At 61.6% G+C, this 24,559-nt stretch carries 22 protein-coding genes; 6 read left to right on the top strand and 16 right to left on the bottom strand.

Annotated features, from left to right (window positions below; translation table 11 throughout):
* Positions 1-514 precede the first annotated feature (514 nt).
* The 9 genes from M5B44_RS18400 to M5B44_RS18360 all read right to left on the bottom strand — a co-directional run bounded on the left by M5B44_RS18400 (position 515) and on the right by M5B44_RS18360 (position 8,412).
* A complete protein-coding gene (locus tag M5B44_RS18400) occupies positions 515-1,567 on the bottom strand; it encodes an AI-2E family transporter (RefSeq protein ID WP_119429759.1) in 1,053 nt (350 codons plus the stop codon).
* A gap of 69 nt (positions 1,568-1,636) precedes the next feature.
* Positions 1,637-2,443 carry a DUF4892 domain-containing protein gene (locus M5B44_RS18395; RefSeq protein WP_248740095.1) on the bottom strand — a complete coding sequence of 269 codons (807 nt, stop codon included), beginning with the start codon at positions 2,441-2,443 and terminating at the stop codon, positions 1,637-1,639.
* Between the two features lie 127 nt (positions 2,444-2,570).
* Positions 2,571-3,425, bottom strand: a complete 855-nt coding sequence (locus tag M5B44_RS18390; RefSeq protein WP_248740094.1) for an alpha/beta hydrolase — start codon at positions 3,423-3,425, stop codon at positions 2,571-2,573.
* Positions 3,422-4,228, bottom strand: coding sequence for an alpha/beta fold hydrolase (locus tag M5B44_RS18385; RefSeq protein ID WP_248740093.1), 807 nt, complete (start codon positions 4,226-4,228; stop codon positions 3,422-3,424). Before M5B44_RS18385 ends, M5B44_RS18390 begins: the two co-directional genes overlap by 4 nt.
* 116 nt (positions 4,229-4,344) lie before the next feature.
* On the bottom strand, positions 4,345-4,788 hold the full coding sequence (locus M5B44_RS18380) for a hotdog fold thioesterase (protein ID WP_007957810.1): 444 nt from the start codon (positions 4,786-4,788) through the stop codon (positions 4,345-4,347).
* 31 nt (positions 4,789-4,819) lie between these two features.
* Positions 4,820-6,475 (bottom strand): AMP-binding protein, encoded by a 1,656-nt coding sequence (locus tag M5B44_RS18375; RefSeq protein WP_248740092.1) that lies wholly within the window; start codon positions 6,473-6,475, stop codon positions 4,820-4,822.
* Positions 6,476-6,557: 82 nt separating this feature from the next.
* Positions 6,558-7,010, bottom strand: a complete 453-nt coding sequence (gene sixA, locus M5B44_RS18370; RefSeq protein WP_085710970.1) for a phosphohistidine phosphatase SixA — start codon at positions 7,008-7,010, stop codon at positions 6,558-6,560.
* The gene (locus M5B44_RS18365) at positions 7,007-7,354 is read right to left on the bottom strand and encodes a DUF4389 domain-containing protein (protein WP_085710971.1); all 348 of its coding nucleotides are present in this window, start codon (positions 7,352-7,354) and stop codon (positions 7,007-7,009) included. The genes sixA and M5B44_RS18365 overlap by 4 nt, the downstream gene beginning before the upstream one ends.
* 32 nt (positions 7,355-7,386) lie before the next feature.
* Positions 7,387-8,412 carry an NAD(P)H-dependent glycerol-3-phosphate dehydrogenase gene (locus tag M5B44_RS18360; RefSeq protein ID WP_114884804.1) on the bottom strand — a complete coding sequence of 342 codons (1,026 nt, stop codon included), beginning with the start codon at positions 8,410-8,412 and terminating at the stop codon, positions 7,387-7,389.
* A 256-nt stretch (positions 8,413-8,668) separates the two neighbouring features.
* Here M5B44_RS18360 and M5B44_RS18355 point away from each other — a divergent pair, with 256 nt between their 5' ends.
* The 6 genes from M5B44_RS18355 (at position 8,669) to M5B44_RS18330 (ending at position 16,024) form a co-directional block, all read left to right on the top strand.
* Positions 8,669-10,732, top strand: coding sequence for a TonB-dependent receptor domain-containing protein (locus tag M5B44_RS18355; RefSeq protein ID WP_263860238.1), 2,064 nt, complete (start codon positions 8,669-8,671; stop codon positions 10,730-10,732).
* Positions 10,733-11,665 (top strand): ABC transporter substrate-binding protein, encoded by a 933-nt coding sequence (locus M5B44_RS18350; RefSeq protein WP_248740090.1) that lies wholly within the window; start codon positions 10,733-10,735, stop codon positions 11,663-11,665. It begins immediately after the preceding gene.
* Positions 11,662-13,563, top strand: a complete 1,902-nt coding sequence (locus tag M5B44_RS18345) for an ATP-binding protein (protein WP_248740089.1) — start codon at positions 11,662-11,664, stop codon at positions 13,561-13,563. Before M5B44_RS18350 ends, M5B44_RS18345 begins: the two co-directional genes overlap by 4 nt.
* 247 nt (positions 13,564-13,810) lie before the next feature.
* Positions 13,811-14,326, top strand: coding sequence for a 3-hydroxyacyl-[acyl-carrier-protein] dehydratase FabA (gene fabA / locus M5B44_RS18340; protein WP_003227150.1), 516 nt, complete (start codon positions 13,811-13,813; stop codon positions 14,324-14,326).
* Positions 14,327-14,337: 11 nt separating this feature from the next.
* Positions 14,338-15,558 (top strand): beta-ketoacyl-ACP synthase I, encoded by a 1,221-nt coding sequence (fabB, locus tag M5B44_RS18335; protein ID WP_007974551.1) that lies wholly within the window; start codon positions 14,338-14,340, stop codon positions 15,556-15,558.
* A gap of 277 nt (positions 15,559-15,835) precedes the next feature.
* The gene (locus M5B44_RS18330; RefSeq protein WP_007957795.1) at positions 15,836-16,024 is read left to right on the top strand and encodes a hypothetical protein; all 189 of its coding nucleotides are present in this window, start codon (positions 15,836-15,838) and stop codon (positions 16,022-16,024) included.
* A 97-nt stretch (positions 16,025-16,121) separates the two neighbouring features.
* On the opposite strand, the gene M5B44_RS18325 is transcribed toward M5B44_RS18330, so the two are convergent.
* The 7 genes from M5B44_RS18325 to M5B44_RS18295 all read right to left on the bottom strand — a co-directional run bounded on the left by M5B44_RS18325 (position 16,122) and on the right by M5B44_RS18295 (position 24,423).
* On the bottom strand, positions 16,122-16,664 hold the full coding sequence (locus M5B44_RS18325) for a DUF2058 domain-containing protein (RefSeq protein WP_248740088.1): 543 nt from the start codon (positions 16,662-16,664) through the stop codon (positions 16,122-16,124).
* Positions 16,665-16,690: 26 nt separating this feature from the next.
* On the bottom strand, positions 16,691-17,533 hold the full coding sequence (gene mazG, locus M5B44_RS18320; protein WP_248740087.1) for a nucleoside triphosphate pyrophosphohydrolase: 843 nt from the start codon (positions 17,531-17,533) through the stop codon (positions 16,691-16,693).
* The gene (relA, locus tag M5B44_RS18315; RefSeq protein ID WP_248740086.1) at positions 17,530-19,773 is read right to left on the bottom strand and encodes a GTP diphosphokinase; all 2,244 of its coding nucleotides are present in this window, start codon (positions 19,771-19,773) and stop codon (positions 17,530-17,532) included. Before relA ends, mazG begins: the two co-directional genes overlap by 4 nt.
* Positions 19,774-19,897: 124 nt before the next feature.
* Entirely contained in the window at positions 19,898-21,250 is a 1,353-nt protein-coding gene (gene rlmD, locus M5B44_RS18310) for a 23S rRNA (uracil(1939)-C(5))-methyltransferase RlmD (RefSeq protein WP_248740085.1), read from the bottom strand.
* Positions 21,250-22,152, bottom strand: a complete 903-nt coding sequence (cysM, locus tag M5B44_RS18305; protein ID WP_114884822.1) for a cysteine synthase CysM — start codon at positions 22,150-22,152, stop codon at positions 21,250-21,252. Before cysM ends, rlmD begins: the two co-directional genes overlap by 1 nt.
* Before the next feature lie 137 nt (positions 22,153-22,289).
* The gene (locus M5B44_RS18300) at positions 22,290-23,714 is read right to left on the bottom strand and encodes a sensor histidine kinase (protein WP_248740084.1); all 1,425 of its coding nucleotides are present in this window, start codon (positions 23,712-23,714) and stop codon (positions 22,290-22,292) included.
* Positions 23,701-24,423: a response regulator transcription factor gene (locus M5B44_RS18295; protein WP_248740083.1), complete on the bottom strand. Its 723-nt coding sequence runs from the start codon at positions 24,421-24,423 to the stop codon at positions 23,701-23,703. Before M5B44_RS18295 ends, M5B44_RS18300 begins: the two co-directional genes overlap by 14 nt.
* Positions 24,424-24,559: the final 136 nt, after the last annotated feature.

Raw genomic sequence — 24,559 nt, 5'->3', positions numbered from 1 at the left:
TCTACGTGTCTCGCTTGAGCCGAAAAAATTACCACATCTAGAGCCACGTTCTCCCTCACCGCTGGCACCCCCTAGGCGAACTCGGTTTTTGAAACACATAAGTCCACTCCTACCTAAGCACCAGCACCCACTTTCGCTTTCCACCACTCAACACGATGAGCGTTAGCTCAAGTACCGCTTTTGACGTACCGGCCCCGTTGAGAGGCTGAGTGGAGGGATTTATCCGGGGGTGGGCGCGAAGCGCCGTTTGGCGAAGCCAAACACATCGAGAGGAGGTGCAGCGAAGCAAACCGGAGGCGATGCCCCCGGATGAATCCCGGAGCGAAGGGACGCCGAGCCACAGCGAGGCGCCGAACGTTGGGGCCAAGCCTTTTGGTTCCTTTTTGGCGTCTGAAAAAGGGACTCGCCGTAAGGGCGAAACCGCCAGCCGCAACACCCGAAGAAACGGATATTCACCCAAAACAACCCAAAGCCTGGCCGGCCCAAAGGCCGCCAAGGCCGCCAAGGCCCACCGTCAACGCCGATCCTCAACCCGCCCCTGACTCTTGCTCCAATCCGTCAACAAACTATAAGCCACCGCCAACAGCGTAGGCCCGATAAACAACCCGATAAACCCGAACGCAATCAACCCGCCAAACACCCCGAGCAACACAATCACCAGCGGCAGATTCCCGCCACGGCTGATCAGGTACGGCTTGAGCACGTTGTCCACGCCACTGATGATGAACGTCCCCCAGATCCCGAGAAACACCGCCATCCCGTACTCACCCTTCCAGGCCAGCCAGGCCGTGGCCGGAATCCACACCAGCGGCGGCCCCATCGGAATCAGGCTGAGCAGGAACGTCACGATCCCCAGCACCAAAGCCCCCGGCACCCCGGCAATCAGGAACCCGATCAAAGCCAGGATCGCCTGCGCCGCCGCTGTACCGATCACCCCGTTCACTACCCGCTGTACGGTGCCGGCCACCAGTTCGATGTAATACCCGGCACGATCGCCGATCAACCGCTCCAGCAGACTGTGCACGAACGCCGCCAGCCGCGGCCCGTCACGGTAGAAAAAGAACACGAAGACAATGCTCAGGGTCAGCTCGAGAATCCCGCCGCCGATCTGCGCACTGCGCGCCAGCAGCCAGTTGCCCACCTGCCCCAGATAAGGCTTGAGCGACACCATCAACGCCGCCCCCTGCTGATCGACACTGTTCCAGAAACCGACCAGCCGCTCCCCCACCAGCGGAATCGTGCCAAGCCAGGCCGGCGCTTCCGGCAGACCGTCAACCTGCACATCCTTGATGAACACCGTGGCATCGCGCACGTGATCAGCCAGGTTGAACCCCAGCCATACCAGCGGTGCCGCCACCAGCAGCATCCAGCCCAGGGTCAGGATACTTGCCGCCAGTGATTCGCGTCCGCCGAGCCAGCGCGTCAACAGACGCATCAGCGGCCAACTGGCGAACGCCAGCACCGCGCCCCAGAACAGCGCCGACCAGAACGGCGCCATCACCCAGAAACTGGCGCCGAACAACACCAGCAACAGGATCTGCACCAGCAGACGATCATTATTGGGCATGTGAAATCTCGAAAAAGTCAGTCAGGCAAAGAGTAGGCGAACACGCCGGGCGTGTCCGCCGCAGACACCTTATCGCAACAGATCGATGCGCAGGCCGGCACCTTCGACATTGCCGGTCTCCATGCGTGCGGCCCGCACACCCTGCGTGATCAACGCCTGACGCCAGACTTCGGCCTTGGGCCCGGAAACCGTCACCCGCAACGTCGTGTCGAGGTTCAGGCCACGGGACAGCAGACGCAGCCAGGTGTCGTCCGGATCGCCAGCCAGCTTCGGCAATTTCAGCTCGCCGGTGTCTTTCAACTGGCGCAACAGGGTCGCGGACGTCGGCAGCAACTCCCCCAACGGCGTGGAGGCCTCGAACTGCTCGACATGCAGATAGGCTTTGCGATTGCCGCGAGTGATGCTGTAGAGCGCCACCAGCGTGTTGTCACGAGGTGCCGCCAGTCTCAGCAGCAGATAGGCCTGTTGCTCGTCGGCACCGTACAGCTTGGCATTGCCGAACACTTCGTTGGCCCACAGGCTGCTTTCGCCGCAATCCCTGGCCTGACACCAGAACAACAGTTCGGCGTCCTGTTTTTGCAGGGCCTCGCGGGCGACGGTGAAGGCTTCATTGGCGGAATGTTCGGGCGGCAGTTCGTAGGTGACCGAGGTGGTCTGCCCACGGGCGCCGACCTGGCCGTCGAAACGCAGCTGGCCGCTGATCTTGCGGATCGAGCCCATCGGGTAGATCCGCTCCAGCGTCGCGGCCGGGCGATAGTCGACGATCTGCGCATCGGCCAGACGCGGCACGATCGGCAGATCCTGACTGCCCGGCAGGTCGGCAGCGAGCAACACGGGACTGAAACAGCACAGCGCCAGCAGACTGAAAGATCGCATGGACAGGCTCATCGGATCGGCATGGCCGGGGCGCCTTTCTGGCTATTCGGGTTCGCAGCGGTGTAGAAATCCATTGTGGTTGTCTCCCATTTCAACCCGCCCAGCCTCGACAGTTGCCCGGGGCAAGTCAAGGAATGGCGAAGAACCGATTGAAACAGTCTGCGACAAGGACCGCACCCGACTCGTCGTTCAGGTGCAGATGGTGCCCGCCCGGCAGCTGTTCCCGGCTAAAGGGTAGACGCTCCAGCAGCTCGGGGTGTTTGGCCAGCATACCGTCGGCCGCCACCACCAATTGCGTCGGACAGGCAATGCGCTGGATGAAGGCCATCGCCTGTTCCTGGGTCAGACGCAGCGGCGATGGCAGGGTCAGACGGTTGTCGGTGCGCCAGGTGTAACCCCCGGGCACCGGCATCAGGCCACGTTGCGCCAGCAGTTCGGCGGCTTCACGGCTGACCGCCACCAGACCTTTCATGCGCACTTCAATGGCCCGGTCGAGGGTCGCGTAGACCGGTTTGCGCTTTTCCCGCAAATCAAGCTGTGCCTGCAGCGCCATGCCCATGCGTTCGGCGGCGTTTTCGCCTTTATCTGTAGGAGGAATCACACCGTCGATCAATGCCAGATGGGTGATGCGCTCCGGTAACGACCCCGCCAGCACCAGCGAAACAATCGCCCCCAGCGAATGCCCGAGCAGGCCGAAGCGCTGCCAGCCCAGCTGTTCGGCGACTTGCAGCACGTCATGGGCGTAGTCCCACAGCGCGTAACCCGCGCCGACCGGACGATGCCCCGAATAACCATGACCGGCCATGTCCAGCGCAACAATGCGCAAGCCTTTGAGCTTCGGCGCCAGGCGAGCGAAGCTGTTGGCGTTATCCAGCCAGCCATGCAGTGCAATCACCGGCAACCCGTCTTCCGGGCCGAAAATGTGTGCCGCCAGCTCGATATGCGGCAGGCTCAGGCGCACTTCTTCGACCGTCGGGCTCATGCGCAATCCTTGTGCTGGCGGTTTTCCCAGCGAGTGAACAGGTTTTTCAACAACTGCGCAGTGTCCTGCGGCCGCTCAAGAGGAAACATGTGACCGCCAGGCACGGTCAGTGATTCGCCCTGTGGCAGACGGCCGACGAACCGGGTGTGATGGTTCATCACCACGCGACTCTTGTGCCCGCGCACTACCGCCAGAGGCACCTGAAGCTGTCGGGTTCGTCCGGGGCTGGTGTGCGGCACACCGCGATAAATACTGATCTCGGTGGCAGGATCGAAACGCAGGCGCAACTTGTCGCCAACCTTGTGTAAGCCATGTTGCAGGTAGGCGTCGAAGCATTCTGGATCGAATCCACGGAACAGGGTCTTGCCGGCAAAATAGCTGCGAGCGCTGTCGAGGTCGGCGAATTCTTCGCGTCGTCCCAATGTGCGACCGGCCGGAGTGAGTTTATCGATGAAGCCAAAACGCTTCGCTGCGCGGATCACCCAGCGATCGGTGCGGGTCAGCACCGGCGAATCGAGCATCACCACCCCGCGATACAGCTCAGGGCAGCGCAGTGCGGCGTGCAGGTGCAGCATTCCGCCGAAGGAATGGCCAACGCCCCACACCGGCTCGTCCTGTTGTTGCAGGTGGTGAATCAGCTCGTCGACCAGGTGGTACCAGTTGTCACCCGCCGGGAAACGCGGATCGTGGGCATGCTGCTCCAGATGCGTCACCCGGAACTCGGGCGCCAGCGCCGAGAACAGCTTGCCGTAGGTGCCGGAAGGGAAACCATTGGCGTGGGCGAAGAAGATCGGTTGCGACATACGGGCAAATCCATGGGCGGTAAACGTGGCGTTGATTGTCCGTAAGACCGCGTTCCACAGCAATGACCGTAACTGCCAGGAATGATGACAGTCCGGTCAAGGCTATGACGGATCGGTCAGCGTGCCGGCGGTTGCTCGCCCAGCGGCACCACGGCCATGGTCAGCCGCGACACGCAACTGGCCTTGCCTTCATCGCTGGTCAGGCGGATGTCCCAGACATGGGTCGTGCGACCGATGTGAATCGGCTTGGCCACCGCCGTCACCCGTCCGCTGCGCAGGCCGCGCAGGTGGTTGGCGTTGATCTCCAGCCCCACGCAATAGAACTTGCTGGCATCGATGCACAGGTAACTGGCCATCGAGCCGACGGTCTCGGCCAGCACCACCGAGGCGCCGCCGTGCAGAAGGCCGTAAGGCTGATGGGTGCGATGGTCGATGACCATGCTGGCCGTCAGCGATTCCTCGTCGAAGGACTCGAAGCGGATGTCCAGCACTTCGCCGATGGTGTTTTTCTGGATTGCGTTCAACTGCTCGATGTTCGGAGTGGTGCGCCACAAGGTCATCGCAGGCTTCCTTTGTTGTTTTGATCGACGCTCAATCCTGCCACAGCACCGCCTCGCTGCGCTCGCTCCATTCTTCGAAGCGCGCGCCGTAAGTGTCTTCGATGACGTTGCGTTTGATCTTCAGGGTCGGCGTGAGAAAGCCGTTTTCCACCGCCCAACTGTCCTTGACCACCACCAGACGGCGCAGCCGTTCGTGCTTGTCGAGGACCGCGTTGACTTCCTCCAGCAGCTTTTCCAGGCTCGAATGCAGTTGCGGCCGTGCGTCTTCATGCCCGGCTGCCGAGATCACACACAACCCCAGCGGTGCACTCAGACCATCGCCGACCACGCAGACCTGCTCGATCCTTGTATGCACGGCGAGACGGTTTTCAATTGGCGCCGGGGCGACATATTTGCCCTTGCTGGTCTTGAAGATTTCCTTGAGTCGCCCGGTCAGGCGCAAACGGCCTTCGGCATCCTGTTCGCCCTTGTCGCCGGTGCGCAGGAAACCGTCTTCGGTGAGGGTCTCGGCGGTTTTCTGCGGCTCCTTGAAATAGCCCAGCATGTTGGCCTGGCTGCGCACCTGCACTTCGCCGGACTCGTCGATTCGCACCTCGACGTCAGGACATGGCCGGCCGATCCAGCCTTCCTTGTATTGCCCCGGCAGGCAGATATGCGAATAGCCGCAGCTCTCGGTCATGCCGTAGACCTCCAGCACGTCGAGCCCGAGCTTCTGATACCAGCGCAACAGTGTCAGCGGCACCGGCGCCGCTCCGGACAGCGCTACGCGCAAGGCATCCAGCCCCAAGCCGGCCAGCACCTTGTGGCCGATCCGTTTGCCGATGAAAGGCAGACCGAGGAGGAAATACAGGCGTTTCGCCGGGATCTTGCTGTAGACGCCCATCTGGAATTTGGTCCAGATCCTCGGCACGCCGAACATCGCCGTCGGCCGCGCCCTCCTCAAATCGTCGAGAAAAGTATCGAGACTCTCGGCAAAGAACACCGTCTGCCCGGTATAGATCGACGCCAGTTCGACGAACATCCGTTCAGCCACATGACACAGCGGCAAATAGGAAAGCAGTCGGTCGTTTTCATTGAGGCCGAACAACTGCGTGCCACGGGTGGTGGCGAAACCGAGATTGGCAAAGCTGTGCATCACGCCTTTGGGCAGGCCGGTGGTGCCGGAGGTGTAGATGATGGTCGCCAGTTGCTCGGTAGCAGGTCGCGGATCGTCCTGGATCGGTGAATAGCGTTGCAGGTCGCCCCAGTTGAAATCGAACTCGCCTGGTGGGTGCAGCGGCAGGCTGATAGTCGGCAAACCCGCCGGCACACCGGTCGACATCCCCGGCCAGTCATCCAGTTTGCCGATGAACGCCAGCACGCTTTCGGAATGGCTGAGGACCTGATTGACCGAGTCGGCAGTGAGGTTGGGATAGAGCGGCACGGAAACATGCCCGGCCATCCAGATCGCCAGGTCGGCGATGATCCAGTGCGCACAGTTTTTCGAGATCAGGGCAATGTGGCTGCCCTGGGGCAACTCACGGGAGCGCAGCCAGTGCGCAGCGCAGCGGGCCTGATGGCCGACGTCGGCCCAGGTCAGCGTCTCGACCTGCCCGCCGCCAATGGGCTGCACCAGAAAGCGTTGGCGCGGGTGCCGGGCCTCGCGCTCGTAGAACACGTCCAGCGGCAATCGAAAAGCAGCAGACATGCGACTCGCTCCTTTCTTTTTGGGATGGAGCAAGCGTAGTCAACCAAGCAAGTGCTTGGTTGACTATTTCATACAAAAAATTTCACGGATGCTTGAGGCTGTTGAGCGTCATCGAACCGATCAGCAACTCGCTGTGCTCAAGCTCGGCGAGCCCGGCGGTGCTGACCTTTTCCGGCGGATAACCCGCGCCGTGTTGCAGGTAGCTGAGCAGATGCCCGACCAGCGGATTGTGGCTGACCAGCAGCACGTTGCTCACCGACACCAGTTGCTCGGCGACGCGGTCCGGATCGACTTCCGGTGTCAGCCATTCGACCGTGCGGATCTCCGGCTCGAAACCCAGCGCCTCGCGCACCAGCTGCGCAGTCTGCTGCGCACGCAAGTACGGGCTGGCGTAGATCGCCGTCAGTGGCTGGCCCATCAACCGGGCGGCGCTGCTGAGCACTTCCTTGCGGCCGTGAGCGGTAAGTTCCCGCTCCGAATCGGGGCGCGAGCCGTAGGGCTCGGCCTCACCGTGACGCAATACCCAGAGTTTCATAGCTTGGGTTCCTCATCCCGGGCCGGATGCGGTGCCGGCGCGACGACGTGTGGCGCTTCACCTTCCGGGGTACGCGGCGCCGGCCAGTCGGCGAACGGCCAGGGTTTCTGGTCGCTGTGGAAGCTGCCGAACCGGCCGATCTGGGCCAGGAACTGGCTCAGGCTGTCGCCGAAATTCATCAGACCGGCGCTCGGAGCGCCATAAATCAAACGATAGATCAACTGCACCAGCACCACCGCGCCGAGGATGAACTGCGCCACCTGCCAGACCACGATGTAGACGATCATCCACAACACCCGCAGCAGGATGGATTCGTACTTGGCTTCGGTTTTCGGATCGTTCATGTCTAGCTCCCCTGCCCTGAAACAAAAGGCAATCAGTTGAAACCACTGGTGGAAATGAAGTCGACGTCGGTCTTCGGCTCGGCGCGCATCAACAGGCCGATCACCTGTTCCAGCGTGCGCCCTTCGAACAGGATCGCGTGGAGCCCGGCGACCAGCGGCATGTACACGCCAACCTCCTGGGCTTTGGCCTTGAGCACTTTCAGGGTGTTGACCCCTTCGGCCACTTCACCGAGGCGCGATACCGCTTCGTCGAGGCTCAAACCCTGACCGAGGGCGAAACCGACCTGATAGTTGCGGCTTTTCGGCGACGAGCAGGTGACGATCAGGTCGCCGACCCCGGCCAGACCGAGGAAAGTCATCGGGTTGGCACCCTGATTCACCGCAAACCGGGTCATCTCGGCTAGGGCGCGAGTGATCAGCATGCTCTTGGTGTTTTCGCCCATCTCCAGCGCCACCGCCATGCCGGCAATGATCGCGTAGACGTTTTTCAGCGCGCCGCCCAGCTCCACGCCGAAGCGGTCGGCACTGGCGTAGACGCGGAAGGTGCGGCCATGCAGCGCGGCCTGGACCTCCTTGCACAGTTCTTCGTCCTCGCTGGCGACCACCGTGGCGGTCAGCGCGTGCTCAGCGATTTCCCGTGCCAGGTTCGGCCCGGACAGTACGCCGATGCGCGCCTGCGGGGCGATTTCTTCGAGGATCTGGCTCATCAGTTTGAAGGTGTGGGCTTCGATTCCCTTGGTCAGGCTGACCAGCATCTTGCCGCTCAGACGCTCGGCATGCGCCGCCAGTACCGTGCGCAGCGCGCTGGATGGCAATGCCACAAAACACAATTCACAGGCATCGAGGGTTTCCTGCAGGTCGGTGACGGCCGTCACGCCCGGCAGAATCTTGATGCCCTTGAGATAACGCGGGTTCTCGCGATTGACCCGGATGGCCTCGGCCTGCTCGGGGTCACGCATCCACTGCCGGACTTGATGGCCGTTCTCGGCCAACAGATTGGCCACGGCGGTACCGAAACTTCCGCCTCCCAGGACCGCAATCGGGCGCTGTTCAGTCATATGTAATCCGTTAATCCATACCAGTGGCGATGCGGGCATTATACGGAGCGGCCCCTTCTCGGACAGCCCCGGCGTCAATTACCCGCACTTGTAGGAAGAAGACCAATAAAACCGAGGAAAATGCCCGCAACGTGACTGGAAAAGTCACTGTCCTCGGTTAACATGCGCGCCAATTCTTTGCTATCAAGGCTGCGTCGTGTTTTCTGGCACTCCCTCCCCGCGTTCGTCCCTGCTGCTGGCGCTGCTGTTCAGCCCGATGTTGCTGGCGGACGACCTGTTTCTCGACAGCGAGGCCTTGCCCCAGATCCTCACGGCCACGCGCCTGAAACAGTCGCCGGCGGAAGTCCCCGGCAGCATGACCGTGATCGACAGCGAACTGATCAACGCCAGCGGCGCCCGGGACATCAGCGAACTGCTGCGCCTGGTGCCCGGGATGATGGTCGGTAACATCAGCGGCAATCAGGCGGTGGTGAACTATCACGGCACCAACGCCACCGAAGCACGGCGCATGCAGGTGCTGATCGACGGCCGCTCGGTGTACCGCGCCGGTCTGGCCACGGTGGACTGGAGCGACATCCCGGTGGCCATGGAAGATATCGAACGCATCGAAGTCTTTCGCGGGCCGAACACCGTCAGCTATGGCGCCAACGCGCTGATGGCAGTGGTCAACATCATCACCCGCAACCCGGCCGACAGCCACGGCACACGGCTGAAAATCACCCGTGGCCAACGGGGTATCAACGACTTCTATGCCAGCCAGGGAACGGGCTGGAATGGCGGCGACCTGCGTCTGTCGCTGTCCGGCCAGGAAGATGACGGTTTCGACAGCGACCGCACCGGCGCCGATTACCGTGACAGCCGCCGCTTGAACCGCTTCAGCCTCGCGGTCAGCCAGACCCTCAGCGACAACCAGAGCGTGGACTGGCAGCTCAACGCCAAGGACGGAACCAACCAGCGGCCCTATACCTACCGCCCGGTGTTCTCGGGGATTACCGCTGCCGGGAATAATTCCGACGTGATCGCCAAGGATTACGCCGGCTCGGTGCGCTGGAACCTGGACATCAACCCCGACCACAGCCTTTATGTACAAGGCTCTGCGCAACACTGGGATCGCCAGCAAACCTGGCGCGCCTGTGATGCCGAGGTGTCGTTCAGTCCGCAACTCACGGAGCTGTGGCAACTCAATCCGAACTACACCGAGCAACTGGCGCGCAACATCACCCGCTACACCGGCCCCGGTGCTGCACCCGGCACGCCAACGGAAATGGCCCTGGCCAATCAGGTGCTCGATCAATGGCGCAACGGCGCCAGCCGGACGCTGTGCGGCGACATCGACCAGAGTGCCCGGGAGTCGCGCTATGACCTGGAATTGCAGGACACCCTCAGCCTGTCCGACAGTCTGCGTCTGGTCAGCGGCCTGAACTATCGTTACGACCGGGCCGATTCCGAGACCTATTTCAACGGAACCCTGGACGACACCACGTGGCGCGCCTTTGGCCAACTGGAATGGCGCGCCAGCGAGCACTGGCTGTTGCAGGGCGGCGCCATGTTTGAAAACACTCAGTTGATCGGCAGTTCGCTGACGCCCAGGTTTGCCGTCAATTACCTGATCAACCCGCGCCACAGCCTGCGTGCGGTGTACTCGGAAGCGATCCGTTCGCCGGACATGTTCGAGAACAACGTCAACTGGAGTTATCAGGTGACCAACCTGCGCCCGTCCGCCTATGGCCAGTCTTCGGCCCGCTACTTCGTCAAGACCCGGGGCCCCGGCGATCTGGACCAGGAGCACATGCGCTCGCGGGAACTCGGCTACAACGGCTTTTTCCCGGAATGGGGCGTGGCGCTGGACGTGAAGCTGTTCTACGACGAAATCACCGGGATGATCAGCGAGCCGCTGCGCAACAATCAGTACATCGCCAGCAACGCCAACGACTCGCGCTTTCGCGGCACCGAAACCCAGTTGGACTGGCGCTTGAGTACGGCCGATCGACTGCGCCTGACTTACGCCTACGTCGACGCCGAGGCGAGCAACCCGCTGGACCAACAGTTCACCGCGCGCAACAGTGGCTCGGCCGGCTGGCTGCGCGATTGGGGCCAGGGCTGGAACAGTGCCCTCTTCTATTACGGTGACAACGCACTCAACGGCTATCGCTTCGAGCGGGTCGACACGCGCATCGCCAAACGCATCCCGCTGGGCAAGGCCCAACTGCAACTGGCCGGCGTGCTGCAACAGCGTCTGGACAATGAGCCGACCACCTTCGTCGACAACAATTACGACGAACGCCGGGTGATGTACTTCAGCGCCGAGCTGGAGTTCTAGATGCGTTACGCCATGTCACGGAAGATGCCAACGGCCGCCCAATGGCTGGCCGGACTGTGTCTGTTCCTGACAGCCTGGCTGCACGGCGTGGCGGTGCAGGCGGCCGACATTCTGCTGACCGGCGCCGAGGAAAGCCCAGGCGTGCAATCGTTCGTCCAGGCCCTGAGCGAACTGCGTCCCACCGATCGCGTACATTTCCAGCCACTGGCGAGTCTGCCGGCGCCGGGCAAGTTGCCGTCCAGTCTGCGCCTTATCCTGCTCGATCTGCCCAGCCTTGACTGGCGCATGCAGGAACCCCAAGGACCGGCGACGTTGGTCCTGCGCATCAGCCGCCTGCAGGCCCGTCAACGCTTCGGCACCGCACAACCGCCGCACTTGAGCCTGCTGTGGAGCGATCCGCCACTGAGTCGTCAGTTGCAACTGATCCGGCGGATCCTGCCCCAAGCTCAGCGGGTCGGCGTGCTGTTCGATCAGCACAGCGAATTCCTGCTCAAGGAACTGCAATCGGCCGCCCGGCCGCTGAATCTGCAAATCGTCCCGCAGCGCTGGGACAACACCCACGACAGCCGCCCCTTGCAGACCGTGCTGAAAAACAGCGATGTGTTGCTGGGCCTCGACGACCCCGACCTGTACAACCCGAGAACCGCGAAGAACCTGTTGCTCAGCAGTTATTCGCGGCAACTGGCGCTGATCGGTCCGAACGTCTCGTTCGTGCGCGCCGGCAGCCTCGCCAGTACTTACAGCGACCAGAGTGACTGGCTGACGGTGCTCGACGAATTGCTCGACCGCCCACCGGCCGCCTGGCCGAGAGCGCTCTATCCCGAGCGTTTTAAAGTATCAAGCAATGCGCAGGTGGCTCGTTCATTAGGAATTGAACCGATAAACGAAACGTCTGTTGCCGAAGAGCTGGCCGAAGGAGAGCGCCGCCCATGATTTTCCGCCGTTGGGACATCAATACCCGCACCCAGTTGATCAGCCTGGGCCCTGCGCTATTGCTGACCTTGCTGTTGATCAGTTTTTTCACCTTCGTGCGCATCCAGGATTTGCGCCAGGAGCTGAATCACACCGGCCAACTGATCGCCAACCAGCTCGCGCCCGCTACCGAGTACGGAGTGATTTCCGGCAACAACGAAGTATTGGAAAGCCTGCTGAAAGCCACACTGGCCACGCCAAATGTGCGCTTTCTCGAAATCCAGGACAGCGCCAACCGGATTCTGGCGTATGTCGAACAACCGTCGGACACCCACAAGCGCCCGCATCAGGTCGAAGTGTTCCAGTCGCCAGTGCGGCTGCAACGGATTGCCTTGCACAATGATTTCTTTCAGGACGGCAAGACCAACAATGGCGGTGCCAGCGAGGATTATCTGGGGCGGGTGATCGTCGGCCTGTCCAACGATGCGTTCAGCCAGCGCCAACAGGAAATCCTGCTCAAGGCCGGGATCCTGGCGCTGTTCGCCCTGCTCTTCACCTTCGTTCTGGCGCGGCGCCTGGCCGGCAGCCTGTCGCAGCCGATCCGCGACATTGGCAATGCGGTCAAGGCGATTCAGGACGGCGACTACAAGACGCCGTTGCCGATTGTCGATGACACCGAGCTGGGGGCCTTGTCGCAGCACATCAACAATCTGGCCCAGGCACTGGAACAGGCCAGTCGCGAACAGCACCAGGCCATGGCGCAGCTGATCCAGACCCGCGAAGAGGCGGAAAAGGCCAACAACGCCAAGTCGGACTTCCTGGCCATGATGAGCCATGAACTGCGCACGCCAATGAACGGTGTCCTGGGCATGCTGCAGTTGCTGGAAACCACCGAGATGACCGAGGAGCAGATCGAGTACGCGGCGCTGGCTTCCGAGTCCACCGAGCATTTGCTCAAGGTGATCAACGACATTCTGGATTTCTCGCGCATCGAGCGTTCGGAACTGGAGCTGGAGCACATTCCGTTCAACCTCGCCGACCTGATCGGCGCTTGTGCGCAATCGTTCCAGCACAGCGCGGCACAGCGTGGCCTGGAGTTGCAACTGCGGATTCCCGAAGACCTGCGCGGCTTGCAGGTGCAGGGCGATCCGACGCGGATCCGGCAGATTCTGGTCAATCTGGTGGGCAATGCGCTGAAATTCACCGAACAGGGGCGCGTCAGCATCGAGGCGCAGTGGCAGTCGCTGGATCACGAATTGCTGTGGTTCACCTGCTCGGTGCGCGACAGCGGCATCGGGATTTCTTCGGAAAGCCTGGAATTGATGTTCAACGCGTTCCAGCAGGCTGACAGCTCGATCTCGCGTCGTTATGGCGGGACCGGCCTTGGCCTGCCGATCGCCCGCACCCTGGCCGAACGCATGGGCGGCACCTTGCGCGCGCAAAGCGAAGAAGGTCGCGGCTCGGTATTTACCCTGGAAATTCCGCTGGCTCTATATAAGCAGGCATTGCCGATGCTGGCAGCGCCGCGCGCAATCGATGGCAATGCTCACGGCGAAGGCCGCAATGTCCTGCTGGTGGAGGACAACCCGGTCAACCAGACCGTGATCGAGGCCATGCTGCGCAGCCTGGGCTTCACTGTCAGCGTTGCCACCGATGGCATGCAGGCTGTACGCAGTGCCGGAGGCAGTCGTTACGAAGCGATCCTGATGGACTGCCGTTTGCCGATCATCGACGGTTACGAAGCGACCCGACAGATACGCCGCCTGCCCGGCTGCGGCCATGTGCCGATCATCGCCCTGACGGCCAACGCGTTGCAGGGCGACCGGGAAAACTGCCTGTCGGCGGGCATGAACGATTACCTGGCCAAGCCATTCAAACGCAATGACCTGCAGCAGATTCTGCAGCGCTGGGTGCAGTAGAGAGGCCCTTTCGAGCATCTGCGACTGGCGTGAAAAGCGAAAGTGCGGCAGTCTTAGGCACCCGAACGAGCCTCAAAAGGGGCTTGAATAAAAATTTCAGTGCACAAGTGTACATTCATGTCCTTGGTGCTGTGACTTTCACCACAACGCAATAGTCTATGAGTAGGCTGCCGGTTCGAGGCATGAACGCGTCAATCGGTCGGGAAGATTTGCCCCACCTGCCGCATGGGATTATTGAGGAGCTCGCATGACCAAACAAAACGCCTTTACTCGGGAAGACCTGCTGCGCTGCAGTCGCGGTGAGCTGTTCGGCCCAGGTAACGCGCAACTGCCCGCCCCGAACATGCTGATGGTGGATCGCATCACCCTGATCAGCGAAGAAGGCGGCAAGTACGGCAAAGGTGAATTGGTCGCCGAGCTGGATATCAACCCTGACCTGTGGTTCTTCGCTTGCCACTTCGAGGGCGATCCGGTGATGCCGGGCTGCCTGGGTCTGGACGCCATGTGGCAACTGGTCGGTTTCTTCCTGGGCTGGCAAGGCCTGCCGGGCCGCGGCCGTGCGCTGGGTTCGGGCGAAGTGAAATTCTTCGGCCAGGTCCTGCCGACCGCCAAGAAAGTCACCTACAACATTCATATCAAACGCGTCCTCAAGGGCAAGCTGAACCTGGCCATCGCCGACGGTTCGGTGACTGTCGACGGTCGCGAAATCTACACCGCCGAAGGCCTTCGCGTCGGCGTGTTCACCTCCACTGACAACTTCTAAGGGTTATTCGCATGCGCCGCGTCGTTATCACTGGTCTGGGCATCGTTTCGTGCCTGGGCAATGACAAAGAGACCGTCTCCGCTAACCTGCGTGCAAGCCGCCCTGGCATCCGGTTCAACCCGGAATACGCCGAAATGGGTCTGCGTAGCCAGGTTTCCGGCTCCATCGACCTCAACCTTGAAGAACTGATCGATCGCAAGATCTATCGTTTCGTCGGCCACGCAGCGGCTTACGCCTACCTGGCCATGAAAGACGCCATCACCGATTCCGGTCTGACCGAAGAGCAGGTGTCCAACCCGCGTACCGGTCTGATCGCAGGTTCCGGTGGTGCATCGACCCTGAACCAGATGGAAGCGCTGGACATCCTGCGCGAGAAAGGCGTCAAGCGCGTTGGCCCATACCGTGTAACGCGGACCATGAGCAGCACCGTTTCGGCGTGCCTGGCCACGCCGTTCAAGATCAAGGGCCTGAACTACTCCATCGCCTCTGCCTGCGCCACCAGTGCTCACTGCATCGGTACCGCCATGGAACAGATCCAGATGGGCAAGCAGGACATCGTGTTCGCCGGGGGCGGTGAAGAGGAGCACTGGAGCCAGTCGTTCCTGTTCGACGCAATGGGCGCCCTGTCCAGCAAGCGCAACGACACCCCGGAAAAAGCCTCCCGTGCCTACGACGCCGACCGTGACGGTTTCGTCATCGCTGGCGGTGGCGGCATGGTCGTGGTCGAGGAGCTGGAACACGCTCTGGCCCGTGGCGCGAAGATCTACGCGGAAATCGTCGGCTACGGCGCGACTTCCGACGGCTACGACATGGTGGCTCCAAGCGGCGAAGGCGCCATCCGCTGCATGCAGCAGGCGCTGTCCACCGTCGACACCCCGATCGACTACCTGAACACCCACGGTACCTCGACTCCGGTCGGCGACGTCGCGGAAATGAAAGGTGTGCGTGAAGTGTTCGGCGACAAGGCCCCGGCCATCAGCTCCACCAAGAGCCTGTCGGGTCACTCCCTGGGCGCCGCCGGCGTTCACGAAGCGATCTACTGCATGCTGATGATGGAAGGCAACTTCATTGCCGGTTCCGCCAACATCGACGAACTGGACCCTGAAGTGGCCGATCTGCCGGTGCTGACCAAGACCCGCGAGAACGCCACCATCAACACCGTGATGAGCAACAGCTTCGGCTTCGGTGGCACCAACGCCACCCTCGTGCTGAAGCGCTGGGAAGGCAAGTAATTCCCTTCCGCTGAGCCGCACATGAAAACGCCCCGACTGGTTCGGGGCGTTTTTTTTCGTCTGGAGAAAAGCGCTTTTCAGCCGCGACAAGATGAAACTTCTGTCATGCAACTTACCGCCCTGCGACTGAATGTCGCGTATTCAAAGGGCTCCAGCGCTGTTGCAGATTTCGCAAGAATACATTGCACAAATCGAGCGTTTACTTAGCAGGCTAACAAATTTTATAAAAGAGTCCTGCACACGCCTTGCTGCAGATAACAGAGATTGGAGCTAGCAGATGACTGTAAAAGTAACTGAACGCGACGATTCACACATGTCCCATGAAGGCGTAGCCGCCGGCGTACGGATCTGGGATGTGCATCAACAAGACTTGCTGGTCGGCATGTTCCACAACGAGATCGACGCCCACAACTACAAGGCCGAACTGGAACTGCAAGAACGGCAGCGGGATCTGAAATCCGCCTGAACCGAAACCACAGCATTAAAAACGACAAACCCCGCCATTGGCGGGGTTTGTCGTTATGGGGTGTTTCAGGGCCGCTTCGCAGCCCGGCGGGACCCGCTTACCACATCAGATCGTCAGGGATCACATACGCCGCGTACGGATCATCCTCAGTACTGACCTCTTCGACCTTCTCGTTGAGCTGCACGATGCGCTGTGGATCGCGCTCCTGAATCTTCAGGGCCGCTTCACGAGGAATCACTTCATAGCCGCCGGCATGGTGCACGATTGCCAGCGAGCCGCTGCTGAGCTTGTTGCGCATCAGCGTGTTGACGGAGATGCGCTTGACCTTCTTGTCGTCGACGAAGTTGTAGTAGTCCTCGGTGGTCAGCTTCGGCAGACGCGAGACTTCGATCAACTGCTTGACCTGCGCCGCGCGGGCCTTGGCCTCGGCCTTCTCCTGCTGCTGACGGTTCAGCTCCTGGTCGCGCTTGACCTTCTCGGCCATGGCTTCCTGGGCAGCACGCTGCTGGGAGTCATCCAGTTCGATCTGGCCTTTGTGGGCCAGGCGCTGTTGCTTCTGTTTGTCTTTGCTGACCTGTTTGGCCTGCTTTTGGTTGACCAGTCCTGCCTTGAGCAACTGGTCGCGAAGGGAAAGGCTCATTGATGCTTACTCACTTGGGCAACGGCTCAGCCGCAGCTGGGCAAATTCTTTTCCTGACGTTTGGCTTCACCCCACAGGGCGTCCAACTCTTCGAGGGTGCAATCTTCCATGGGGCGGTGGGTGTCGCGCAATGCCTGTTCGATAAAACGGAAGCGTCGTTCGAACTTGCCATTGGCGCCACGCAGTGCGGTTTCCGGATCGACCTTCAGATGCCGGGCCAGATTGACCACGGAAAACAGCAGGTCACCGATCTCGTCCGCCACCGCTTGCGGGTCATTTTCGGACATGGCTTCGAGCACTTCATCGAGCTCTTCGCGCACCTTGTCCAGCACCGGCAAGGCGTCCGGCCAGTCGAAACCGACCTGCCCGGCGCGCTTCTGCAATTTGGCCGAGCGGGACAAGGCCGGCAATGCAGCCGGCACATCGTCGAGCAGTGACAGTTGCTGCGGATCGGCGGATTTCTCGGCGCGTTCTTCGGCCTTGATCTCCTCCCAGCGCTGCTTGACCTGCTCTTCGCTCAGACGCGGCACATCCAGCGGTGCATAAAGATCGCCGGTCGGGAAGACATGCGGGTGACGACGAATCAGCTTGCGGGTAATGCTGTCGATCACACCGGCAAATTCGAACCGCCCTTCTTCCCGGGCCAGCTGGCTGTAATACACCACCTGAAACAACAGATCGCCCAACTCGCCCTGCAAGTGATCGAAGTCGCCGCGCTCGATGGCGTCGGCGACTTCGTAGGCCTCCTCGAGGGTGTGCGGGACGATGGTCGCGTAAGTCTGCTTGATGTCCCACGGGCAACCGTACTGCGGATCCCGCAGACGGTTCATCAGGTGCAACAGGTCTTCAAGGCTGTAGGTCGGTTTCATGGAGTCCGGTTACGCCGCGTCTCGATGATGTTCGGCAACTGGGAAATCCGCCCCAGCAACCGGCCCAGTGCGTCCAGCCCCGGAATCTCGATGGTCAGGGACATCAGCGCCGTGTTGTCCTCCTTGTTCGAACGGGTGTTGACCGCCAGCACGTTGATCCGCTCGTTGAGCAGCACCTGCGAAACGTCACGCAGCAGACCGGAACGGTCGTAGGCGCGGATGACGATGTCCACCGGATAGGTGAGCACCGGCACCGGGCCCCAGCTGACCTGGATGATCCGCTCCGGCTCGCGCCCGGCCAGTTGCAGCACCGAGGCGCAGTCCTGACGGTGAATGCTCACGCCACGCCCTTGAGTGATGTAACCGACGATCGCATCCCCCGGCAACGGCTGGCAGCAGCCGGCCATCTGGGTCATCAGGTTGCCGACGCCCTGGATCTGGATGTCGCCGCGCTTGCCCGGCTTGTAGCCGGTGGCCTTGCGTGGAATCAGTTCCAGCTGTTCGTTGCCGCGTTCCGGCTCGACCAGTTGCTGCGCCAGGTTGACCAGTTGCGCCAGACGCAGGTCGCCGGCCCCGAGGGCGGCGAACATGTCTTCGGCGGTTTTCATGTTGGCCTTCTCGGCCAGCTTGTCGAAATCCACCGCCGGCAGACCGAGGCGATTGAGCTCGCGTTCGATCAGGGTCTTGCCCGCCGCGACGTTCTGATCGCGAGCCTGCAGCTTGAACCAGTGAACGATCTTCGCCCGCGCCCGGGATGTGGTGACGTAACCGAGGTTCGGGTTCAGCCAGTCGCGGCTCGGCGTGCCGTGCTTGCTGGTGATGATCTCGACCTGCTCGCCGGTCTGCAGGCTGTAGTTGAGCGGCACGATGCGCCCGTTGATCTTCGCACCACGGCAGTTGTGACCGATTTCGGTGTGCACGCGGTAGGCGAAGTCCAGCGGCGTCGCGCCCTTCGGCAAGTCGATGGCGTGACCGTCCGGGGTGAAGATGTAGACCCGGTCCGGTTCGATATCGACCCGCAGCTGTTCTGCGAGGCCACCGATATCGCCCAGTTCTTCGTGCCACTCGAGCACCTGACGCAGCCAGGAGATTTTCTCTTCGTAGTGGTTCGAGCCGGATTTGACGTCGGTGCCCTTGTAGCGCCAGTGCGCGCAGACGCCGAGTTCGGCCTCTTCGTGCATCGAATGGGTACGGATCTGGACTTCCAGCACCTTGCCTTCCGGACCGATCACCGCCGTGTGCAGCGAGCGGTAGCCGTTCTCTTTCGGGTTGGCGATGTAGTCGTCGAACTCTTTCGGGATGTGCCGCCACAGGGTGTGGACGATGCCGAGCGCGGTGTAGCAGTCGCGCATTTCCGGCACCAGCACGCGCACCGCACGCACGTCGTAGATCTGGCTGAATTCCAGACCCTTGCGCTGCATTTTGCGCCAGATCGAATAGATGTGCTTGGCCCGGCCGCTGATGTCGGCGTCGACGCCGGTGGCCTGCAATTCGTCCTTGAGCTGGGTCATCACATCGGCGATGAAGCGCTCGCGGTCGAGCCGCCGCTCGTGCAGCAACTTGGCGATCTGTTTGTACTGGTCGGGTTCCAGGTAACGGAAGGACAAGTCCTCCAGTTCCCATTTGATATGACCGATGCCGAGACGGTGGGCGAGCGGCGCATAGATGTCGAAGACTTCCCGGGCGACCCGGTTGCGCTTCTCGTCATCGGCGGTTTTCACCGCACGGATCGCGCAGGTGCGTTCGGCGAGTTTGATCAGCGCGACGCGTACGTCGTCGACCATCGCCACCAGCATCTTGCGCAGGTTTTCCACCTGGCCCTGGGTGCCCATCACCATCGACTGGCGCGGGCTGAGACTGGCACTGATCGCGGCCATGCGCTGCACGCCGTCAATCAGTTTGGCGACCACCGGGCCGAAGCGCTGGCTGACTGCTGCCAGTTCGATCTGGCCTTCGCGCACGCCACGGTAAAGCACCGCCGCGACCAGCGAATCCTGATCGAGCTTGAGGTCGGCGAGAATCTCCGCGATCTCGAGGCCGGTGCTGAAACTGCCGCTGCCTTCGGACCAGAGATTCTTCGCCGCGTTGGACTGTTGCTCGGCCTGTCGAGCGTACTCACAGGCCTCCTTCAAGGCTTCGCGATCCAGTGCCAGATCGACACTGACCGCATGATCGAGCCAAGCCTCGAGATTGATACTGCCGTCGGTGTTGATCGGCTGGTGTGCTCTCACCTGTACCATCTTGCTTTACCTTCCCTACGACGCAGACTCAATGCGTCAAATCACTGACCTTGATTGCCCGTCCGCACTCGCGGGGCTAAGACGAGTGCTGCACAGGCGGACCAGTCGGATCAGACGAGCCATCCTAGCTCGCTTCAAATAACGCCATGGCCTCGACATGTGCCGTCTGAGGAAACATATCGAGAATCCCGGCACGTTTTAACCGGTAGCCCTGCTTGATCAATTCGACCGTATCGCGCGCCAGAGTTGCAGGGTTGCACGACACATACACCAACCGCTCGGCACCCAGGGTCGCGAGCTTGCGCACCACCTCGAAAGCACCGTCACGCGGTGGGTCCAAGAGTACCGCAGAAAAGCCGTTTCCGATCCATTCGGCATCGGTCAAAGGCTGAGATAAATCGGCCTGAAAAAACTTTGTGTTATGCAAATTGTTACTGGCAGCGTTGGCGGCGGCGCGATCGACCATGGTCTGCACACCTTCGACCGCCACCACTTCGCGCACGGTTTTGGCCAGCGGCAAGGCAAAGTTGCCGAGACCGCAGAACAGGTCGAGCACGCGCTCATCAGCGGTCGGTTTCAGCCACTCCAGCGCCTGGGCGACCATCGCTTCGTTGACCCCGGCATTGACCTGGATGAAATCCCCCGGCCGCCAGGCCAGTTCCAGATCCCACTGTTCCAGGCGATAGCCCAGCGACTGCGTGGCATCGACCGGCTGTGGTTCACCTTCGCCGTGCAGCCACAACTGCGCTTCATGGAATGCGCAGAAATCCTTGAGGATCGTCAGATCAGCCTCGGACAACGGCGCCATGTGACGCAGCAGAATGGCCAGGGACGAGCCACTGAACAACTCCACATGCCCCAACGCCTGAGGTTTGCTCAGGCGACGGAGCATCTCCGGCAAGCGGGTCATGATCGGCTGCAAGGGCTGTACCAGCACCGGGCATTCGTTGATCGCCACGATGTCCTGACTGCCGGCAGCGCGGAAACCGACTTCAAGGGTTTTGGCCTTGCTGTCCCAACGCACGGCAATACGGGCGCGGCGACGATAGCCGAATTCCGGACCGCTCAAGGGTGCGGCCCATTCCTCGGGCTCGACGCCGGCAACTCGTGAAAGCTGTTCGGCGAGCATGCGCTGTTTCAGGGCAAGCTGTTCGCCGTGGGGCAAATGCTGAACGCTGCAACCGCCGCAGCGACCGGCGTGCTGACAAGCTGCCGGGCGACGCAATTCGCTGGCGGTGAACACACGCTCGGTGCGCGCCTCGACCACTTTGCCGTGGGCGCCAAGCACCCGCGCTTCGACTTCTTCACCCGCCAGGGCGCCGAGAACGAACCAGGTTTTGCCTTCAAAAAACGCGATGCCGCGACCGTCATTGGCCAGCCGCTCGATCTTCAAGCGCTGCTTTTTGCCGGTCGGGAGTTGCGGGGCCTTGCTGCCGCCGGTGGGCTGGAAGCGCAGGCCTCTCTCGTGCTTGGCCATCAGTTGGCCGCGTCGAAAATGCCGGTCGACAGGTATCGGTCGCCACGGTCACAGATGATCGCGACGATCACCGCGTTTTCAACTTCTTTGGACAGGCGCAGCATCGCTGCTACCGCACCGCCCGAGGACACGCCACAGAAGATGCCTTCTTCCCGGGCCAGACGACGGGTGACGTCTTCGGCTTCGCTTTGCGCCATGTCGACGATGCGGTCGACACGATCAGCCTGATAAATCTTCGGCAGGTATTCCTGCGGCCAGCGGCGGATGCCGGGAATGGCCGAGCCTTCCATCGGTTGCAGGCCGATGATCTGCACGCTGTCGCTCTGCTCTTTCAGATAGCGCGACACGCCCATGATGGTCCCGGTGGTCCCCATGGAGCTGACGAAATGGGTAATGGTGCCCTGGGTCTGACGCCAGATTTCCGGGCCGGTGGTGGTGTAGTGCGCTTCGGGGTTGTCACCGTTGGCGAACTGATCCAGCACCTTGCCACGGCCTTCGGCTTCCATCCGCTGGGCCAGATCGCGAGCGCCTTCCATGCCCTCTTCCTGGCTGACCAGAATCAGCTCCGCGCCATAGGCAGTCATCGCCGCCTTGCGCTCGGCGCTGGAGTTGTCCGGCATGATCAGGATCATCTTGTAACCCTTGATCGCGGCAGCCATCGCCAGGGCGATCCCGGTGTTGCCCGAGGTCGCTTCGATCAGCGTATCGCCGGCGTGGATCTGCCCGCGCAACTCGGCACGGGTGATCATCGACAGCGCCGGACGATCCTTCACCGAACCCGCAGGGTTGTTCCCTTCGAGCTTGAGCAATAGGGTGTTGCTGGTGACACCGGGCAGGCGCTGCAAACGCACCAGCGGCGTGTTGCCGACGCAATCGGCGATGGTTGGGTACTGCAAGGTCATGGCGTTTTTCGCAATCCGGACAGCGGGGGCGCCTATCATACCGGCAAACCTGCGCGGCCCATATCACGCAAAGTGCGGTGCTTATGGTTTCTTGGAATAAGCAGCAAAAGTCGCGACGGTGGTACAACTTTTACTGCTCACACAATTCGCGGGTGACTCATGTCCACTGTGGGAGCTGGCTTGCCAGCGAAGGCGCCGGAATGGGCGGCGCTGTCATCCGCCACCAACCGCAGATTCAATCGCAATCCCGACTGGCCATTCTCGGCCCATAAAGTCCCGCCCTGGCGCTGCACCGCATTCCTCGCGATGCTCAACCCCAGACCGAAACCACCATCCCCCGGCCGCGAGCCGTCGAGTCGGGTGAACGGCGAGAAGATTCGCTCCAGATCCGCCTCGGCCACGCCGCCGCCCTCATCCTCCAGCCATAGATGCCAGTAATCCCCGTCACGCCTTCCATCCAGCCGCACGATGCCGCCGCTGGGCGAATGACGGATCGCATTGCGCAGGATGTTTTCCAGCGCCTGGGCCAGGGTATTGAGATTGCCGCGCACCCAGCACGATGCATCCACCGCACATTGCAACTGCCCTGTCGGACAGCAACTTTCGTAACAGGCGTTTTCCGTGAGCATTTCCCACAGGGCCTGGATCTGGATCGCTTCATCCGGCAACGGAGCACGCTCGGTTTCGAGCCAGGCCAGTTGCAGGGTGTCTTCGACCAGCCGCTGCATGCCATCGACTTCGCGGCCGATGCGTTCGCGCAACGGCAACAGTTCTTGCTCGCTTTCGCTGGCCACCCGCAGGCGGCTCAGGGGGGTGCGCAGTTCATGGGACAGGTCGCGCAGCAATTGCTGTTGCAGGGCAACGGTCGATTGCAGGCGTTCGGACATCGAATCGAAGGCCCGGGCCAGCTCGCCGAGTTCGTCCGGGCGCTGGGTGATGCCGCTCGACAGACGCACATTCAGTTGATCGGCGCGCCACGCGTTGGCCTGTTCGCGCAGGTTGTTCAACGGCACCACCAGCAAGCGATACAGGCCCACGCACAGCAACAGGGTGAACAGACCGGGAATCACGCCGTTGGTGATCACTCGCCAGAACACTCGGTACTTGCCCGGCAGGAAGCGTTCAGGCAGTTCGATGACCAGGCTGCCGGCGGCCGGTTCTGTGGGGAATGGCACGCGCAGCCACGGCCGACCTTTCTTGTGAATCGGCCAGTCGAGACCGCGCAGAAAGGTCAGGTGCTGGATTTCCTGTGCGTTCAGCGGATCACTGCTCAGCGACTGCAGGTTGCCGCCGATCACGCCAACCCAACCGGCCTCGCGCAATTCCATGCTTTGCAACCAGCGGTCAATGCCAACACGCTGATCGCGCTGCCACGCCTCCTCGGCTTCGGCGGCATAACGCGCCAATGTGCCGCGCGCCTCGTCGGAGAGGAACTGGTTGCGCTCCTCCATATAGCGGCCCCAGGACCAGCTCAACCAGATCATCAGCAGACAGAACGCCACCAGCAGACACGCCAGTTTCCAGAACAGCGAATGCCGGCCCGGCAGGTCAGACACCTTCATCGACGGCGCTCAGAACATAGCCCTTGCCCCACACTGTGCGCACTTCCCGCTCGGTGTAGCCAATCGATTTGAGTTTGCGGCGGATCTGGCTGATGTGCATGTCGAGGCTGCGGTCGTGGGCTGCGTAGCCGCGCTGGAGCACGTGCTGATAAAGGAAGGCCTTGCTCAGCACCTCGTCATCATTGCGATTGAGGGTTTCGAGCAAGCGATATTCACTGCGGGTCAGGCCGGCGGGCTGATTGAGGTAGGACACCTCGCACTGCTCATCGTCGAAGTGCAGACCGCCCGCCGCTACGGGCTCAGCGCTGATTGCCGGTCGCCGATCGAGGGCGACCCGCCGCAGGATCGCTTCGATCCGCACATGCAGCTCGGCCATGCTGAACGGCTTGGGCAGATAGTCGTCGGCCCCCAGACGGAAACCGCTGATGCGATCGGCTTCGGCCCCCAGCGCGGACATCAGCAGCACCGGCGTGGAATGACTCTGACGCAGTTGCGTCAGCACATTCAGGCCGTCGAGCCCCGGCAGCAGAATGTCCATCAACACCACATCGAACGGCTGGCGCCGGGCGATGCTCAGGCCTTCGCTGCCGCTCTGGCACCAGGTGACCTGGAAGCCGCTGCGCCCCAGTTGCTCGTGAACATAGGCACCGAGTACGGGATCGTCCTCGATGGAAAGAATGCGTGGCTGGCCAACAGAGACAGGAGTCATGACTATCTGCAAATAATTCTCAGTTGGGCGATTATTCAAGATTGCCCGCCGCCCGGCAACCCAAGGTTGACCTGCCGGACAAATGACCGGCATCGAAACGACCGATCACGACATGATTTTTCCCGGGAATGCCCGC

This window comes from Pseudomonas sp. MWU12-2029, from assembly GCF_023242425.1.
GTDB classification, from domain to species: Bacteria; Pseudomonadota; Gammaproteobacteria; order Pseudomonadales; family Pseudomonadaceae; genus Aquipseudomonas; species Aquipseudomonas kribbensis.
Note: the sequence above shows the minus strand (reverse complement) of the source record. Positions and strands in the feature narration are given on the sequence as shown.

Coding starts and splice junctions, on each gene's coding strand:
- M5B44_RS18400 (WP_119429759.1), bottom strand. CDS start 1,567: ATGCCCAATAATGATCGTCTGCTGGTGCAGATCCTGTTGCTGGTGTTG.
- M5B44_RS18395 (WP_248740095.1), bottom strand. CDS start 2,443: ATGCGATCTTTCAGTCTGCTGGCGCTGTGCTGTTTCAGTCCCGTGTTG.
- M5B44_RS18390 (WP_248740094.1), bottom strand. CDS start 3,425: ATGAGCCCGACGGTCGAAGAAGTGCGCCTGAGCCTGCCGCATATCGAG.
- M5B44_RS18385 (WP_248740093.1), bottom strand. CDS start 4,228: ATGTCGCAACCGATCTTCTTCGCCCACGCCAATGGTTTCCCTTCCGGC.
- M5B44_RS18380 (WP_007957810.1), bottom strand. CDS start 4,788: ATGACCTTGTGGCGCACCACTCCGAACATCGAGCAGTTGAACGCAATC.
- M5B44_RS18375 (WP_248740092.1), bottom strand. CDS start 6,475: ATGTCTGCTGCTTTTCGATTGCCGCTGGACGTGTTCTACGAGCGCGAG.
- sixA (WP_085710970.1), bottom strand. CDS start 7,010: ATGAAACTCTGGGTATTGCGTCACGGTGAGGCCGAGCCCTACGGCTCG.
- M5B44_RS18365 (WP_085710971.1), bottom strand. CDS start 7,354: ATGAACGATCCGAAAACCGAAGCCAAGTACGAATCCATCCTGCTGCGG.
- M5B44_RS18360 (WP_114884804.1), bottom strand. CDS start 8,412: ATGACTGAACAGCGCCCGATTGCGGTCCTGGGAGGCGGAAGTTTCGGT.
- M5B44_RS18355 (WP_263860238.1), top strand. CDS start 8,669: ATGTTGCTGGCGGACGACCTGTTTCTCGACAGCGAGGCCTTGCCCCAG.
- M5B44_RS18350 (WP_248740090.1), top strand. CDS start 10,733: ATGCGTTACGCCATGTCACGGAAGATGCCAACGGCCGCCCAATGGCTG.
- M5B44_RS18345 (WP_248740089.1), top strand. CDS start 11,662: ATGATTTTCCGCCGTTGGGACATCAATACCCGCACCCAGTTGATCAGC.
- fabA (WP_003227150.1), top strand. CDS start 13,811: ATGACCAAACAAAACGCCTTTACTCGGGAAGACCTGCTGCGCTGCAGT.
- fabB (WP_007974551.1), top strand. CDS start 14,338: ATGCGCCGCGTCGTTATCACTGGTCTGGGCATCGTTTCGTGCCTGGGC.
- M5B44_RS18330 (WP_007957795.1), top strand. CDS start 15,836: ATGACTGTAAAAGTAACTGAACGCGACGATTCACACATGTCCCATGAA.
- M5B44_RS18325 (WP_248740088.1), bottom strand. CDS start 16,664: ATGAGCCTTTCCCTTCGCGACCAGTTGCTCAAGGCAGGACTGGTCAAC.
- mazG (WP_248740087.1), bottom strand. CDS start 17,533: ATGAAACCGACCTACAGCCTTGAAGACCTGTTGCACCTGATGAACCGT.
- relA (WP_248740086.1), bottom strand. CDS start 19,773: ATGGTACAGGTGAGAGCACACCAGCCGATCAACACCGACGGCAGTATC.
- rlmD (WP_248740085.1), bottom strand. CDS start 21,250: ATGGCCAAGCACGAGAGAGGCCTGCGCTTCCAGCCCACCGGCGGCAGC.
- cysM (WP_114884822.1), bottom strand. CDS start 22,152: ATGACCTTGCAGTACCCAACCATCGCCGATTGCGTCGGCAACACGCCG.
- M5B44_RS18300 (WP_248740084.1), bottom strand. CDS start 23,714: ATGAAGGTGTCTGACCTGCCGGGCCGGCATTCGCTGTTCTGGAAACTG.
- M5B44_RS18295 (WP_248740083.1), bottom strand. CDS start 24,423: ATGACTCCTGTCTCTGTTGGCCAGCCACGCATTCTTTCCATCGAGGAC.